This window comes from Ralstonia sp. 110700041-2 (assembly GCF_056280165.1).
In genome coordinates, this window is the sequence record NZ_JBSFAI010000007.1 from 219,715 (window position 1) to 232,921 (window position 13,207).

General features: G+C 63.0%; 16 protein-coding genes. 12 read left to right on the forward strand and 4 right to left on the reverse strand.

From position 1 onward, the window contains the following. Positions 1-65: 65 nt before the first annotated feature. Both ACUXH0_RS12760 and gpmA read right to left on the reverse strand, forming a co-directional pair. On the reverse strand, positions 66-1,682 hold the full coding sequence (locus ACUXH0_RS12760; protein WP_024973711.1) for a S41 family peptidase: 1,617 nt from the start codon (positions 1,680-1,682) through the stop codon (positions 66-68). A gap of 118 nt (positions 1,683-1,800) precedes the next feature. After that, on the reverse strand, positions 1,801-2,547 hold the full coding sequence (gene gpmA / locus ACUXH0_RS12765; protein ID WP_024542061.1) for a 2,3-diphosphoglycerate-dependent phosphoglycerate mutase: 747 nt from the start codon (positions 2,545-2,547) through the stop codon (positions 1,801-1,803). Between the two features lie 174 nt (positions 2,548-2,721). Between gpmA and ACUXH0_RS12770 the strand changes: the two genes are divergently transcribed. The 4 genes from ACUXH0_RS12770 to ACUXH0_RS12785 all read left to right on the forward strand — a co-directional run bounded on the left by ACUXH0_RS12770 (position 2,722) and on the right by ACUXH0_RS12785 (position 5,223). After that, entirely contained in the window at positions 2,722-3,144 is a 423-nt protein-coding gene (locus ACUXH0_RS12770) for a rhodanese-like domain-containing protein (protein ID WP_137911039.1), read from the forward strand. Between the two features lie 18 nt (positions 3,145-3,162). Then, complete coding sequence (gene grxC / locus ACUXH0_RS12775; RefSeq protein WP_004633497.1) at positions 3,163-3,420, forward strand: glutaredoxin 3; 258 nt, start codon at positions 3,163-3,165, stop codon at positions 3,418-3,420. 160 nt (positions 3,421-3,580) lie between these two features. Then, on the forward strand, positions 3,581-4,099 hold the full coding sequence (gene secB, locus ACUXH0_RS12780) for a protein-export chaperone SecB (protein WP_024973710.1): 519 nt from the start codon (positions 3,581-3,583) through the stop codon (positions 4,097-4,099). Between the two features lie 107 nt (positions 4,100-4,206). Continuing rightward, positions 4,207-5,223 (forward strand): NAD(P)H-dependent glycerol-3-phosphate dehydrogenase, encoded by a 1,017-nt coding sequence (locus ACUXH0_RS12785; protein ID WP_024973709.1) that lies wholly within the window; start codon positions 4,207-4,209, stop codon positions 5,221-5,223. Between the two features lie 29 nt (positions 5,224-5,252). Here ACUXH0_RS12785 and trmL read toward each other — a convergent pair whose 3' ends face one another. Then, complete coding sequence (gene trmL, locus ACUXH0_RS12790) at positions 5,253-5,723, reverse strand: tRNA (uridine(34)/cytosine(34)/5-carboxymethylaminomethyluridine(34)-2'-O)-methyltransferase TrmL (protein ID WP_137911036.1); 471 nt, start codon at positions 5,721-5,723, stop codon at positions 5,253-5,255. Positions 5,724-5,834: 111 nt separating this feature from the next. Further along, positions 5,835-6,557 (reverse strand): ComF family protein, encoded by a 723-nt coding sequence (locus tag ACUXH0_RS12795; RefSeq protein ID WP_009239207.1) that lies wholly within the window; start codon positions 6,555-6,557, stop codon positions 5,835-5,837. A gap of 108 nt (positions 6,558-6,665) precedes the next feature. Between ACUXH0_RS12795 and ACUXH0_RS12800 the strand changes: the two genes are divergently transcribed. From ACUXH0_RS12800 to ACUXH0_RS12835, 8 genes are all read left to right on the forward strand, one after another. Further along, entirely contained in the window at positions 6,666-7,607 is a 942-nt protein-coding gene (locus ACUXH0_RS12800; protein WP_137911035.1) for a methyltransferase domain-containing protein, read from the forward strand. A gap of 192 nt (positions 7,608-7,799) precedes the next feature. Further along, positions 7,800-7,985, forward strand: coding sequence for a hypothetical protein (locus tag ACUXH0_RS12805; RefSeq protein ID WP_137911034.1), 186 nt, complete (start codon positions 7,800-7,802; stop codon positions 7,983-7,985). A 248-nt stretch (positions 7,986-8,233) separates the two neighbouring features. Further along, positions 8,234-9,490 (forward strand): cytochrome c oxidase subunit II, encoded by a 1,257-nt coding sequence (coxB, locus tag ACUXH0_RS12810; RefSeq protein ID WP_182594058.1) that lies wholly within the window; start codon positions 8,234-8,236, stop codon positions 9,488-9,490. A 40-nt stretch (positions 9,491-9,530) separates the two neighbouring features. Beyond that, on the forward strand, positions 9,531-11,135 hold the full coding sequence (gene ctaD, locus ACUXH0_RS12815) for a cytochrome c oxidase subunit I (RefSeq protein ID WP_004633481.1): 1,605 nt from the start codon (positions 9,531-9,533) through the stop codon (positions 11,133-11,135). Between the two features lie 53 nt (positions 11,136-11,188). Beyond that, entirely contained in the window at positions 11,189-11,320 is a 132-nt protein-coding gene (locus ACUXH0_RS12820) for a cytochrome oxidase small assembly protein (RefSeq protein WP_009277177.1), read from the forward strand. Positions 11,321-11,369: 49 nt separating this feature from the next. Then, positions 11,370-11,978 carry a cytochrome c oxidase assembly protein gene (locus ACUXH0_RS12825; RefSeq protein WP_004633477.1) on the forward strand — a complete coding sequence of 203 codons (609 nt, stop codon included), beginning with the start codon at positions 11,370-11,372 and terminating at the stop codon, positions 11,976-11,978. A gap of 4 nt (positions 11,979-11,982) precedes the next feature. Next, complete coding sequence (locus ACUXH0_RS12830) at positions 11,983-12,195, forward strand: DUF2970 domain-containing protein (protein WP_004633475.1); 213 nt, start codon at positions 11,983-11,985, stop codon at positions 12,193-12,195. A gap of 88 nt (positions 12,196-12,283) precedes the next feature. After that, complete coding sequence (locus ACUXH0_RS12835) at positions 12,284-13,144, forward strand: cytochrome c oxidase subunit 3 (protein ID WP_004633473.1); 861 nt, start codon at positions 12,284-12,286, stop codon at positions 13,142-13,144. Positions 13,145-13,207 lie beyond the last annotated feature (63 nt).

The window sequence follows — 13,207 nt, forward strand, 5'->3', positions numbered from 1 at the left end:
GTGCAATGAAAAAGGCCGTGCAGTGCACGGCCTCGTAAGTTTGCCAGTGTTTGCCGGCAGGTGTCTTATCGTGCGCCGGTGGGCTCCGGCGCAGGCTGCACGCCGCTGGCCGGAACATTGGGCTTCGGTGCAGTCGGCTCGGAAGCCGGTGTGGCCTTGCCCTTGGGCAGCTTGGCCGGGGCGCTAGAATCCTTGGCCGCCGGCGATTTCACCGCCTTGTCCGGCACCGCGGCAGCCGCGGCTTCCAGCACCGACTTCGAGCGCTTGACCGGCTGACCCTTCAGGTCGGCAAGGGCTTGCTGGAGCATGAAATCTTCGGCCGAACCGAACTCGATCGGCTTCTTGTTGCGCTCCTTCTCGCGCTGCTCGGGCGTCTTCTTGGCGTTTTCTTCTTCCAGGCGACGCAGCTCTTCAACGCGGCGCTTTTCGCGCTCGGTCATCTCGGCTTCTTCCGATTCCTGCTTGTTGTGCAGGTGGCGTTCGGTGTCGATTTCGCGCGTGATCAGCGCGTCGTCCGGGTCGCCGTCCGGGTTCTGGTCAACCGGAATATCCGGGCGGATGCCCTTGGCCTGAATCGACTTGCCCGACGGCGTGTAGTAGTAGGCGATGGTTAGCTTGATGCCGGTGTCGTTCGACAGCGGACGCACCGTCTGCACCGAGCCCTTGCCGAAGGTCGTCTTGCCCATCGTCTTGGCACGGTGATGATCCTGCAGCGCGCCGGCCACGATTTCTGAGGCCGAAGCCGTGTAGGCGTTGGTCAGCACGATGATCGGCACGGTCTTGAACTCGGGATCCAGGCCCACCAGAGGGTCGGAATCCAAGTTGCTCAAGCGGTAGTTTGCGAAGGTCGCCTTGTACGTGCGCTTGGCATCTGGCACCTGGCCGTTGGTCGACACCACCGTCGCGTCCGGCGGCAGGAATGCAGCCGACACCCCAACTGCTGCCTGCAGCACGCCACCGCCGTTGTTGCGCAGGTCCAGGATCAGGCCCTTGAGGTGGGGGTCCTGTTTCGCCAGGTCATTGAGCTTCTTAGCCAGGTCCGGCACAGTACGTTCCTGGAAGCTGGTAATGCGCACCCAGGCAATGCCGTTGTCCAGCATCTTTGCCTTGACCGACTGCACCTGGATCTCGGCGCGAGTGATGGTCAGCGGGAACGTGCGCTCTTCCTTCTTGCGGTAGATGGTCAGCGTGACCTTCGTGCCCGGGGCACCGCGCATGCGCTTGACGGCTTGCTCCAGCGGCATGCCGCGCACGGGCTTGTCGTCGATGCGGGTGATCAGGTCGCCCGGCTGCACGCCGGCGCGGAAGGCGGGGGTGTCTTCGATCGGGTTGATGACCTTAACCAGACCTTCTTCCTGCGAGATCTCGATGCCCAGACCGGCGAAGCGGCCTTGGGTCCCTTCCTGCAGCTCCTGGAAGTCCTTCTTATCCAGGTAAGCCGAATGCGGGTCGAGGCTGGCGACCATGCCCTTGATGGCTTCGGTCAGCAGCTTGTCGTCGTCCACCGGCTCGACATATTCACGCTTGATTTGGCCAAAGATGTCCGCCATGAGCCTGAGCTTTTCCAGCGGGAGCGGGCCGACCGTCGCGTTTTGCGCGGTGGCGGAGAGCTGGAGCGTCGCCAGGACCCCGGTGACGAGGCCGATGGCGATCAAGCTGATGTTCTTGAGCGAAGTTCGCATGTGTCGAGCGTGGACGTGGGAACAGTAGATAAACATGGCCCGGGACGGCTCGCGCACATCCCGGGCTACAGGCTTCGACAGTATAAAGGCGTTGGAGTGCCGCAGCGCCCGTTACGGTTTATTTCGACTTGCCTTGGCTGGCCACCGCCGCGAGCGACGCGGCAATCGCTTCCTGGTCGCCCAGGTAGTAATGGCGGATCGGCTTGAGGTTGGCGTCCAGCTCATACACAAGCGGCGTGCCGTTGGGAATGTTCAGGCCGACGATGTCCGCGTCGGAGATGCCGTCCAGGTACTTCACCAGCGCGCGAATGCTGTTGCCGTGCGCGGCGATCACCACGCGCTTGCCGCTCTTGATGGCCGGTGCAATCGATTCTTCCCACAGCGGCATGACGCGTGCGACGGTGTCCTTCAGGCATTCGGTCAGGGGCACCTGCTCGCGCGTAAGTCCCGCGTAACGCGGGTTGCCGAAGGCGTCGTTGTCGGCGCCGGGCTCCAGCGCGGGCGGCGGCGTGTCGTAGCTGCGGCGCCAGACGAGAACTTGCTCGTCGCCATATTGCGCGGCGGTTTCTGCCTTGTTCAGGCCCGACAGCGCCCCGTAGTGACGCTCGTTCAGACGCCATTCGTTGCGGGTCGGGATCCACATCAGGTCCATTTCGTCCTGCACGTGCCAGAGCGTGCGGATCGCGCGCTTGAGCACCGAGGTGTAGGCCAGATCGAACGTGAAGCCGGCTTCGCGCAGCAGTTTGCCGCCTTGACGGGCCTGGGCGACCCCCGTGTCGGTCAGGTCGACGTCGACCCAGCCGGTGAAACGGTTCTCCAGATTCCACGTCGATTCGCCGTGGCGGATGAGGACGAGCTTATGCATGACTGCCATGATGAGAAGTGAGAAAACCTGCGCGGGGCTGTGGCGACGTGTCGTACGTCATCGTGCAGCCGCTGAAACCAACTATTTTATAATGCCGCGGGCATTGGGCCCCCGAATCGTTCGGCTGATATTCGCCCAGTAGACTTGCTCGACCCATCCCAGGAAACCGATACCGTGAAGTTCTTCGCCGATTACAACAACCTCGCACTGCTTGCCGTCGCCATCGTTTCGGGTCTGCTGCTGCTCTGGGCGCCCATCCAGCGCCGCATTGCGGGCGGCGGTGGCGCCAAGGTAGGTGCTTCGGCGGCCACCCAGCTCATTAATCGCCGCAATGCCGTGGTGGTGGATGTGCGTGAAAACGCTGAATACGCCGCCGGCCATCTGCCGCAAGCCAAGCACGCGCCGCTTGGGGAGCTTGCAGGCAAGGCTGCCGGGCTTGCAAAGAACAAAGAGACCCCCATCATCCTCGTGTGCCAGACCGGCCAGCGCGCTGGGCGGGCCCAAGCAGTCCTGAGGCAGGCCGGTTACAGTGAGGTGTATTCGCTGGAGGGCGGATTGGCCGCCTGGCAACAAGCTGGCCTTCCGGTTGTGAAATAAAGAAACGAGGTTGAAGTTATGGCGCACGTGGTCATGTACAGCACCACCGTCTGCCCCTATTGCGTGGCAGCGGAACGACTCCTGAAGCAGCGCGGTGTTGAGCAGATCGAGAAGATCCTGATCGACCGCGAACCCGGAAAGCGCGAAGAGATGATGACGCGCACGAACCGCCGCACGGTTCCGCAGATCTACATCGACGAGCGCCACATCGGCGGCTTCGACGATCTGTCTGCGCTGGACCGCGAAGGTGGCTTGGTTCCGTTGCTGGCAGCCTGATTTGGCGGACTGCGCACCACACAGAAATGCCCGGCTTAGACCGGGCGTTGTACTTTCAGGCCGGCTCTCATAGCGGGCACCATCTGGTCATGTACCATACGCGTCTTGCGCGGCGGACGCTTCCGCCAAGCACTGTCCACATCCCATTTGAAGGCGAGTCATGAGCGACCAGCAACAGCAGCAACCGGGCCAGGATGGCCAGCCGTTCTTCAACATCCAGCGCGTCTATCTGAAGGACCTGTCGCTGGAGCAACCGAACTCGCCGCACATCTTTCTCGAGCAGGAACAGCCGTCCGTGGAAGTGCAGGTCGACGTCGCCGCTTCGCAACTGGCTGAAGGCGTGTTCGAAGTGACCGTCATCGGTACGGTGACGACCAAGGTGCAAGAGAAGGTGGCGTTCCTGGTGGAAGCCAAGCAAGCTGGCATCTTCGATATCCGCAACGTGCCGGCCGAACAGATGGACCCGCTGCTGGGTATCGCCTGCCCGACCATCGTGTACCCGTACCTGCGCTCGAACATTGCCGACACCATCGGCCGCGCCGGCTTCCAGCCGATCCACCTGGCCGAGATCAACTTCCAGGCGCTGTACGAACAACGCCTGGCCGCTGCCATGGAGCAGCAAGGCCAAGCCGGTGGCGCTGGTCTGGTGATGCCGGACGGCTCGAAGGCCACCCACTAAGTACGAGGCGCACTGCGCCAGAGGCCCGCGCCAGCCGCACGCTTGCGCGGGCTTTTTTTTGCCCGACCTGTTGCTCGACCTTTGCCTGACCGATGTTGAACACGCGCATGCGAATTTCCGTTTTGGGTGCCGGTGCCTGGGGCACTGCCCTGGCCAGCCACGCCGCGCAATCGCACGACGTCATGCTGTGGGGGCGTGACGCGAACCTCGTCGCGCAGATGGCCGCCACACACATCAACGCGCCGTATTTGCCGGGCATGACGCTGCGGGCGTCGTTGCATTTTTCTGCTGATCTGCAAGCCGCGCTCGACCATGCGGCGGGCGACGACGCGCTCGCCGTCATCGCTTCACCTGTCGCCGGGCTGGCTGACCTGACCCGCACGATTGCCGCGCACGGCGGCGTGCGCAACGTGATCTGGCTGTGCAAGGGGTTCGACCCCGAAACCAGCGCACTGCCGCACGCCATCGTCGCCGATGTGCTGAAGGCGTCTGGCCGTACCGACCTCGCTGTCGGGGTGCTGTCGGGGCCGAGTTTCGCCAAGGAAGTCGCGCAGGGTTTGCCGTGCGCCATGACGGTCGCCTCGACCAGCGATGCGCTGTGCAAGCTCACGCAGCGCGGTTTTCACCATCACGCGATGCGCGTGTATGCAAGCGATGACCTCGTCGGCGTGGAAGTGGGCGGTGCCGTTAAGAACGTGCTCGCCATTGCGACAGGCGCCGCCGACGGCCTGGGCCTCGGGCTGAACGCGCGCGCCGCACTGGTCACGCGCGGGCTGGCCGAGATGACGCGCCTGGGGTTGGCGCTCGGTGGTCGGCTGGAAACATTCATGGGGCTGACTGGCGTGGGCGATCTGCTGCTGACCGCCACCGGCGATCTGTCACGCAACCGCACGGTCGGGATGCAGCTTGCGCAGGGCCGCACGCTCGACGACATCCTGCACAGCCTCGGTCACGTCGCCGAAGGCGTGCGTTGTGCGCGTGCCGTTGCGGCGCTCGCGCGCGCCAAGGGCGTGGACATGCCGATCACCTTTACCGTCTGCGAAGTCCTGTTCGAAGGGCTTCCTGCTGCGAAGGCGGTCGAGCGTCTGCTGCAGCGCGACGCCAAATCCGAATCGGCACGCTAGTCACGCCGCAATCAAGGGGCGCGTCAGGCTCAGGCGCCGCCCGCGAACCCGTTCTGCCGCCACGCTTCGAACACCACCACTGCCACGGTGTTCGATAGATTCAGGCTGCGGTTGTCCGGCCGCATTGGCAGGCGAATCCGCTGAGAAGCGGGAAACCACTCGCGCCGCTCCTCCGACAACCCGCGTGTTTCCGACCCGAAGACAAACCAGTCGCCCGGCTGGAACACCACGCTGGCAAACGGCGTCGAGCCGCGCGTGGTGAGCGCAAACATGCGCGTGAGATCGGGCTGCGCATCGCGCAGGAAGGCGTCCCAATCGGCATGCACGCGCATCGTCGCGTACTCGTGGTAATCGAGGCCGGCGCGGCGCATGCGGGCATCTTCGAGCGGAAAACCCAACGGTTCGATCAGATGCAGTTGCGCGCCCGTATTGGCGCACAGGCGGATCACATTGCCCGTATTGGGCGGAATTTCGGGTTCGACAAGGACGACGTTGAACATGACCGGGCGGCAGGAGGAATTTCGGCGGCGAGCTTATCCACATTGGGAAGGGTTGTCACCCCGCCACAGCTTGGCACAAACAGCGCGACACAATGTCGCACAAGCACGTGATCAAGGCGTACGCAAGGCGACAACGTTGGTGACGCGGGTCGCGCCGGCGCGTTTGAGCTGCGTGGCGATCTCGCCAAGGGTCGTGCCGGTGGTCATCACATCGTCAACGACGCCGATGTGACGCCCCGCGATGCGCGCCGGCTCGGCAACGACAAATGCGCCGTGGAGGTTGGCCAGCCGCTCGGCGCGATCCAGCGTGGCCTGCGCGACGTTGTCGCGCACACGCTGCAGGGCGCCGGCGTGGGCCGGAATGTCCAATCGGCGGGCGATCCGGCGGGCAACCTCCCATGCCTGGTTGTAGCCGCGCGAGCGCAGGCGGGCCGGCGAAAGCGGCACTGGCAGCAGCATGTCCGGCAGGTCGCCCGGCGCCGCCGCGAGTGCGTTGCCCAATTGGGCTGCCAGCCAATCTGCCAATGGCAATTGCGCCCGAAATTTCAATCCAGTGACAAGGTGGTCGAGCGGCCAGGCGTAGTCGGCGATGACAACGGTCGCGTCAAAGTCGGGCGCGCCGGCCAAACATGTGCGGCAATGCCGGGCGGCGTGCCGGGCATCCAGTGCAATGGCGCATTGGATGCAGCGCCGCCTGTGCAGATGCGAGGCCAGGTCGCCCGTGCAGCCGTTGCACACCAGGTCGCCCTGAACCGCGCCGCAAAGCGCGCAGGCGCATGGCAACAAATGGCGCAGTCCTGCCCGAAACCATGCCGATAACGCGTGTTTATGCATGCAAAAAGCCGCTATCCAAGCCGATTTGCGGCTTCTGCGCTATCAGACGGCGCCTCAAACTGCGGGCCGGTATACTTGGCGACCGCAGTGTTCCGTCCCGCCTTGTCGATGTCTGATCCCGTCCTTGCTCGCCCTGCCGCCTTGCGGCGCGCCTTCGATCGCCGCGCCGCGCGTTTCGCCGACGTGGACTTTTTGCTGCGCGAAGTGGGCAGTCGCATGCAGGACCGGCTGTCCTACATCAAGGCCACGCCTGTCCGCGCGCTGGATTTGGGTTGCGGTCTGGGACAAGGCTTGGCGGTGCTGCGTGCGCAATATCCGGATGCGCAGATCTGCGGGGTGGACTGGTCGTCCGCCATGCTGGCGCAAGCGCAGAAACTCGACCCGCAGCGCACTGACGCCGGATGGCTCGGCAGGCTGCTGAAGAAGCGGCCGGTCTTTGACTTTGCCCAGGCGGACTTTCGCGCTTTGCCCTTTGCTGGCGCGTCGTTCGACCTGCTGTGGTCGAACCTGGCGCTGCACTGGGACCCGGCGCCGCACGCGATCTTTCCAGAGTGGCACCGCATCACCACGGAAGGCGGCCTGCTGATGTTCAGCCTGTTCGGTCCGGATACCCTGCGCGAGCTGCGCAGCGCCCTGGCCGGCATCGACGCGGGCGTCCATACGCTGCGCTTTGTCGACATGCACGACATTGGCGACATGCTGGTGCACAGCCGCTGGTCTACACCCGTCATGGACATGGAGCAGATCACGATCACCTACGAAACGCCGCAGGCGTTGCTGGCCGATGTGCATTTGCTGGGCGGCATGGCCGGCTTGACGGACGAAGCCGGCCACAGTCTCTCGGGCGCCGGCCTGCACACGCCCCGCTGGCGCCAGCGACTATTCGACGCACTCGACGCGCAACGCAATCCCGATGGGCTGATTCCGCTGACCTTCGAAATCGTCTACGGCCACGCCTGGAAGCTTGCGCCCACCCAGCGGCAGGCGCTGGACGAGCAGGGAAGGGCGATGATCCCGATCGATCAGGTCGGTCGCAAACCGCGCGCCTGAAGCGCTTTTAGTGCGGGAACGGCATTGGCTCGGCCTTGTCAAGCCGGGACTTGCATAAAGGCGCTTTACCTTGTTCGGGGTCAATCGCGGCCATATAATGCGCCAGTTTGTCGCAGCAGTCCCCCAAAGGCCTATCCCGTTTTTTGCCACGGGCGAACCGTTCGGGTATGCATCCGAGGCAGGAGTGGTTCAATGCACGACATTGAAACCGCGCTCCACCCAGCATGCGGCGCCTCCACCATCTCGGAATCGCCGCGCAAGAACTGGCTCATGAAGCGAAACTGCTCGCTTTCAACCCGCCAGATTGGCTGGTCCACCCCCTTGGTCGTCATTCCCCCGTTCGTAATCGCTTGGTTTTCTGCCTGGCAAGTCGCGTGATTGGTGTTGCCTGATGCGGGGCTGGAGGTCGCGATTCTCGGATGGGCATTGCTGTACTATGCCCGCCACGCCTCCGATTACGGGCACGTCTGGCCGGAAGATGGCGCGCGCGTGATCCAGCAGGTGAGCGCCAGGCGGCGCAAGCTTGCGGACGAGCTTTCCCGGTGTTTGGGACACGGGCAACCAACCCAGGTCTCATGAGCCGCGCACCGGGGCAGAGTGGAATCTGTCAATTGGGTAGATAAAAAATGAAAATGTTGAATAAGACATTGGCAAGTTTGCTGGCGGCAGGCTCCCTCCTCGCCCTCAGTCAAACGGCCCTGGCAGTGGAAGACATGCCAGGCGGCCCCGCAGTGCGGCAGCTTAATCTCGCGCCTCCGGTCACCAAGATCGCCGCCGAGATCCATTGGCTGCACTGGATGATGCTGATCATCTGTATCGTGATCTTCATCGGTGTTTTCGGGGTGATGTTCTACTCCATTTTCAAGCACCGTAAGTCGGTCGGTCACAAACCGGCGACGTTCCATGAAAGCACCACGGTCGAAATCATCTGGACCATCGTGCCGTTCCTGATCGTGATCGGGATGGCGCTGCCGGCCACCAAGGCCGTGGTCGCCATGAAGGACACCACCAACTCCGACCTCACCATCAAGGCCACCGGCTACCAGTGGAAGTGGGGTTACGACTACCTGAAGGGCGAAGGCGAGGGCATCTCGTTCCTCTCCACGCTCACCACGCCGCGCGACCAGATCAACAACCAGGCGCCCAAGTCGAACACGTACCTGATCGAGGTCGACAACGAGCTGGTCGTGCCGGTCAACCGCAAGGTGCGCATCGTCACGACCGCCAACGACGTGATCCACTCGTGGATGATCCCGGCGTTCGGCGTGAAGCAGGATGCGATTCCGGGCTTCGTGCGCGACGCATGGTTCAAGGCAGAGAAGGTCGGCGTCTATCGCGGCCAGTGCGCCGAGCTTTGCGGCAAGGAACACGCCTTCATGCCGATCGTCGTGCGCGTGCTCTCGCAGGACGACTACACCAAGTGGGTCGACGGCAAGAGGAAGGAAATGGCCGCTAAGGCCGATGACCCGAACAAGACTTACACGCTGGAAGAGCTGAAGTCGCGCGGCGAGAAGATCTACACCGCCAACTGTGCGGTCTGCCACCAGCCGAACGGCAAGGGCGGTGGTCCGTTCCCGGCGCTCGATGGCTCGAAGATCGCCAATGGCCCGCTGGCCGACCACGTTGGCATCGTGCTGCACGGCAAGGGCGCGATGCCGCCCTGGGCTTCGGCGCTGAACGATGTCGAAATCGCTGCCGTCGTCACTTACGAGCGCAACAACTGGGGTAACCATACCGGTGACCTGCTGCAGCCGACGCAAGTGAAGGATGCGCGCGGCGGCAAGATGCCCGAAGGTGGGGCTGCCAAGACCGCTGCAACTGAATCCGCCGGTAAGGTGGCATCCAAACAAGCGAATGCGGCCGAAGACCGCAACGCTGGCTGATTGATCGTCTGCGTGACGAACCGAACCTAGGAGTTCCTCGATGAGCACCGCTGTTACGCACCCGCAAGATCACGCGCACGGTCATGGAGACGACCACGCGCACGACCATCCGCACGGCTGGCGCCGTTGGCTGTTCGCGACCAACCACAAGGACATCGGTACGCTGTACCTGCTGTTCTCTTTCATGATGCTGCTTTCAGGCGGCACGCTGGCCCTGCTGATCCGCCTTGAGCTGTTCCAGCCCGGCCTGCAGTTCTTCCATCCGGAGCTGTTCAACCAGTTCACCACCCTGCATGGCCTGATCATGGTGTTCGGCGCCATCATGCCGGCCTTCGTGGGCTTCGCGAACTGGATGATCCCGCTGCAGGTGGGTGCCTCCGACATGGCGTTTGCGCGGATGAACAACTTCAGCTTCTGGCTGTTGCCGCCCGCGGCACTGCTGCTGGTGGGCTCGTTCTTTGCCCCGGGCGGGGCCACCGCTGCCGGCTGGACGCTCTACGCGCCGCTGTCGGTGCAGATGGGCCCGGGCATGGACATGGCGATCTTCGCGATCCACATCATGGGCGCATCGTCGATCATGGGCGCGATCAACATCATCGTGACCATCCTGAACATGCGCGCGCCGGGCATGACGCTGATGAAGATGCCGATGTTCTGTTGGACGTGGCTGATCACGGCGTACCTGCTGATCGCCGTGATGCCGGTGCTGGCAGGCGCGATCACCATGGTGCTGACCGACCGCCACTTCGGGACGAGCTTCTTCTCGGCAGCCGGCGGCGGTGACCCGGTGATGTACCAGCACATCTTCTGGTTCTTCGGGCACCCCGAGGTGTACATCATGATCTTGCCGGCGTTCGGTATCGTCAGCCAGATCGTGCCGGCCTTTGCGCGCAAGCCGCTGTTCGGCTACAGCTCGATGGTGTATGCCACGGCGTCGATCGCCATCCTGTCGTTCATCGTGTGGGCACACCACATGTTCACGACCGGTATGCCCGTCACCGGACAGCTGTTCTTCATGTACGCGACGATGCTGATTGCGGTGCCGACCGGCGTGAAGATCTTCAACTGGGTGGCCACGATGTGGCGCGGCTCGATGACGTTCGAGACGCCGATGCTGTTTGCGATCGGCTTCATCTTCGTGTTCACGGTGGGCGGCTTCACGGGCCTGATCCTGGCCGTGGCCCCGATCGACATCCAGCTGCAGGACACCTACTACGTGGTGGCGCACTTCCACTACGTGCTGGTGGCTGGTTCGCTGTTCGCGCTGTTCGCGGGCTTCTACTACTGGGGCCCGAAGTGGTCGGGCTACATGTACAGCGAGACGCGCGGCAAGATCCACTTCTGGGGTTCGATGATCACGTTCAACCTCACGTTCTTCCCGATGCACTTCCTGGGCCTGGCAGGCATGCCGCGCCGCTATGCGGACTACCCGCAGCAGTTTGCCGATTTCAATGCGATCGCGTCGATCGGAGCTCTGGGCTTCGGTCTGATGCAAGTGTATTTCTTCTTCTTCGTGGTGCTGCCGTCGTACCGCGGTGGCGAGAAGGCTGCCGACAAGCCTTGGGATGGCGCGGAAGGCCTGGAGTGGACCGTGCCGTCGCCGGCGCCGTTCCACACCTTTGAAGAACCGCCGCACGTGAAGTAATGCAGGTGTTGCGGGGCTGGCGAGTGCCGGCTCCGCGATCCTCCGGACAAACGATGTCGAATCCAGAAAAAAGCCCAACGCCCGAGCAACGCGCTGCCAACCGTCGCCTGGGGTTGATCCTCGGCACGATCGCGCTGGTTTTCTTTCTGGGTGTGATTTTCAAGCGCGTGGTGTTCGGCGGCTAGCCGGGCAAGCGACGCGCTGGTCGCTGAACCGAGATTTCGCGAGACCCCTATGAGCCAGACACCGGCGCAGCCGGACCCGACCCAAAACGACAAAGCTCTCGAGCGCGGCCTGAACCGTTCCATGCTCGGCAAGCTGGCCGTCGTGGTCGCGATCATGTTCGGCTTCGGCTACGCGATGGTGCCGTTGTACAAGAAGATCTGCGAGATCACGAACATCAACGTGCTGAACACGCGTGATGAGGATGGCGGCGCGCTGCGCAACTCCCAGGTCGATAAGACGCGCACGATCACGGTGGAATTCGATTCGAACAGCCAGGGGCCGTTCCGCTTCCGCCCGGTCAAGAACAGCATGGATGTGCACCCCGGCGAGATCAGCCAGATCGTCTACGAGGTGGTGAACAAGGAGGGGCGTACGGTGGAGGCGCAGGCCATCCCGAGTTACGCGCCCAAGCAGGCAACCGAGTTCTTCAAGAAGATCGAGTGTTTCTGTTTCAAGCAGCAGACGCTGACGGCCAACGAATCACGCGAGATGCCGGTGGTGTTTGTGATTGATCCGGATCTTCCCAAGGACGTGAAGACGATCACTCTGTCCTACACTTTCTTTGAAATCCACGCGCCGTCGGTCATTGCGCCGGCGATGCCGAACAAGGGAACGTGAGGACATGGACGACCTGAAGGAAGCGACCAAGCGGCGCGCATCATTCGCACAGACGATGAAGGCGGTGTTCTGGTCCTTCTTCGGGGTGCGCAAAGGCCGCGACCACGACCGTGACATGGCGCAGTTGAATCCGGTGCACGTGATCGTGGCGGGCATTCTGGCGGCGGTGATCTTTGTGGTTGTGTTGTTGCTGATCGTGCGAGCCGTGGTCGGTTGAGGATTGAGCAGGTTGAGGAGACGGCCCCGCAGCATGGGCCGGGCAATATCGAGTGGATTCTTAAAAAAATAGAGCTGGAGAAAAAGAGATGAGTGCGAATCGAGCAAACGCTCCGTACTACTTCGTGCCCGGGCCCTCGCGGCATCCGATTACGGCAAGCCTCGGCCTGCTGATCGTGCTGTTGAGCTCCGCTGCATGGGTGAATGCCCAGCCGTGGGCCCCGTGGACGTTCCTGGTCGGGCTGCTGTGGTTCCTCTTTGTGCTGCGCGCGTGGTTTGCCGACGCCATCTCCGAATCCGAGACCGGCAAGTACGGCGACCGCGTGGATGCCTCGTTCCGCTGGTCGATGAGCTGGTTCATCTTCTCGGAAGTGATGTTCTTCGCGGCGTTCTTCGGCGCGCTGTTCTATGCCCGCACGATCGCCATGCCGTGGCTGGGCGATCTGAACAACAAGCTGCTGTGGCCGGACTTTAACGCGCTATGGCCGAACGCTGGCCCCGCCGGCACGGTATCACCGTTCACGACGATGGGCCCGTGGCCGATCCCGACCATCAACACGGCGCTGCTGCTGACCTCCGGTGTGACGCTCACGTGGGCACATCATGCGCTGCGTGAAGGCAAGCGCGCGCAGGTCATCCAGGGTCTGCTGCTGACGATCCTCCTGGGCTTTACGTTCATGGGCTTCCAGGCGTTCGAATACATCCACGCCTATCACGAACTGAACCTGAAGCTGACCTCGGGCATCTACGGTTCGACGTTCTTCCTGCTGACGGGCTTCCATGGCTTCCACGTGACCATGGGCGCCATCATGCTGTCGGTGGTGCTGGGGCGTGTGATCAAGGGCCACTTCACGCCGGAGCATCACTTCGCATTCGAAGGCGCCGCGTGGTACTGGCACTTTGTGGACGTGGTGTGGCTGGGCCTGTACGTGGTGGTGTACTGGCTGTAAGACAGCATGGGAATGGGGCAGCGCAGCGCCGCCCCGTAGCCCGGCCCACGACAGGTGAAGACA

What these genes read in the sequence shown, in the direction of transcription:
- secB (WP_024973710.1), top strand. Translation starts at nt 3,581, where the DNA reads ATGAGCGACCAGCAACAGCAGCAACCGGGCCAGGATGGCCAGCCGTTC.
- coxB (WP_182594058.1), top strand. Translation starts at nt 8,234, where the DNA reads ATGAAAATGTTGAATAAGACATTGGCAAGTTTGCTGGCGGCAGGCTCC.
- ACUXH0_RS12805 (WP_137911034.1), top strand. Translation starts at nt 7,800, where the DNA reads ATGCACGACATTGAAACCGCGCTCCACCCAGCATGCGGCGCCTCCACC.
- ACUXH0_RS12785 (WP_024973709.1), top strand. Translation starts at nt 4,207, where the DNA reads ATGCGAATTTCCGTTTTGGGTGCCGGTGCCTGGGGCACTGCCCTGGCC.
- trmL (WP_137911036.1), bottom strand. Translation starts at nt 5,723, where the DNA reads ATGTTCAACGTCGTCCTTGTCGAACCCGAAATTCCGCCCAATACGGGC.
- ACUXH0_RS12800 (WP_137911035.1), top strand. Translation starts at nt 6,666, where the DNA reads ATGTCTGATCCCGTCCTTGCTCGCCCTGCCGCCTTGCGGCGCGCCTTC.
- ACUXH0_RS12835 (WP_004633473.1), top strand. Translation starts at nt 12,284, where the DNA reads ATGAGTGCGAATCGAGCAAACGCTCCGTACTACTTCGTGCCCGGGCCC.
- ACUXH0_RS12795 (WP_009239207.1), bottom strand. Translation starts at nt 6,557, where the DNA reads ATGCATAAACACGCGTTATCGGCATGGTTTCGGGCAGGACTGCGCCAT.
- ACUXH0_RS12825 (WP_004633477.1), top strand. Translation starts at nt 11,370, where the DNA reads ATGAGCCAGACACCGGCGCAGCCGGACCCGACCCAAAACGACAAAGCT.
- ACUXH0_RS12830 (WP_004633475.1), top strand. Translation starts at nt 11,983, where the DNA reads ATGGACGACCTGAAGGAAGCGACCAAGCGGCGCGCATCATTCGCACAG.
- ACUXH0_RS12820 (WP_009277177.1), top strand. Translation starts at nt 11,189, where the DNA reads ATGTCGAATCCAGAAAAAAGCCCAACGCCCGAGCAACGCGCTGCCAAC.
- ctaD (WP_004633481.1), top strand. Translation starts at nt 9,531, where the DNA reads ATGAGCACCGCTGTTACGCACCCGCAAGATCACGCGCACGGTCATGGA.
- gpmA (WP_024542061.1), bottom strand. Translation starts at nt 2,547, where the DNA reads ATGCATAAGCTCGTCCTCATCCGCCACGGCGAATCGACGTGGAATCTG.
- ACUXH0_RS12760 (WP_024973711.1), bottom strand. Translation starts at nt 1,682, where the DNA reads ATGCGAACTTCGCTCAAGAACATCAGCTTGATCGCCATCGGCCTCGTC.
- grxC (WP_004633497.1), top strand. Translation starts at nt 3,163, where the DNA reads ATGGCGCACGTGGTCATGTACAGCACCACCGTCTGCCCCTATTGCGTG.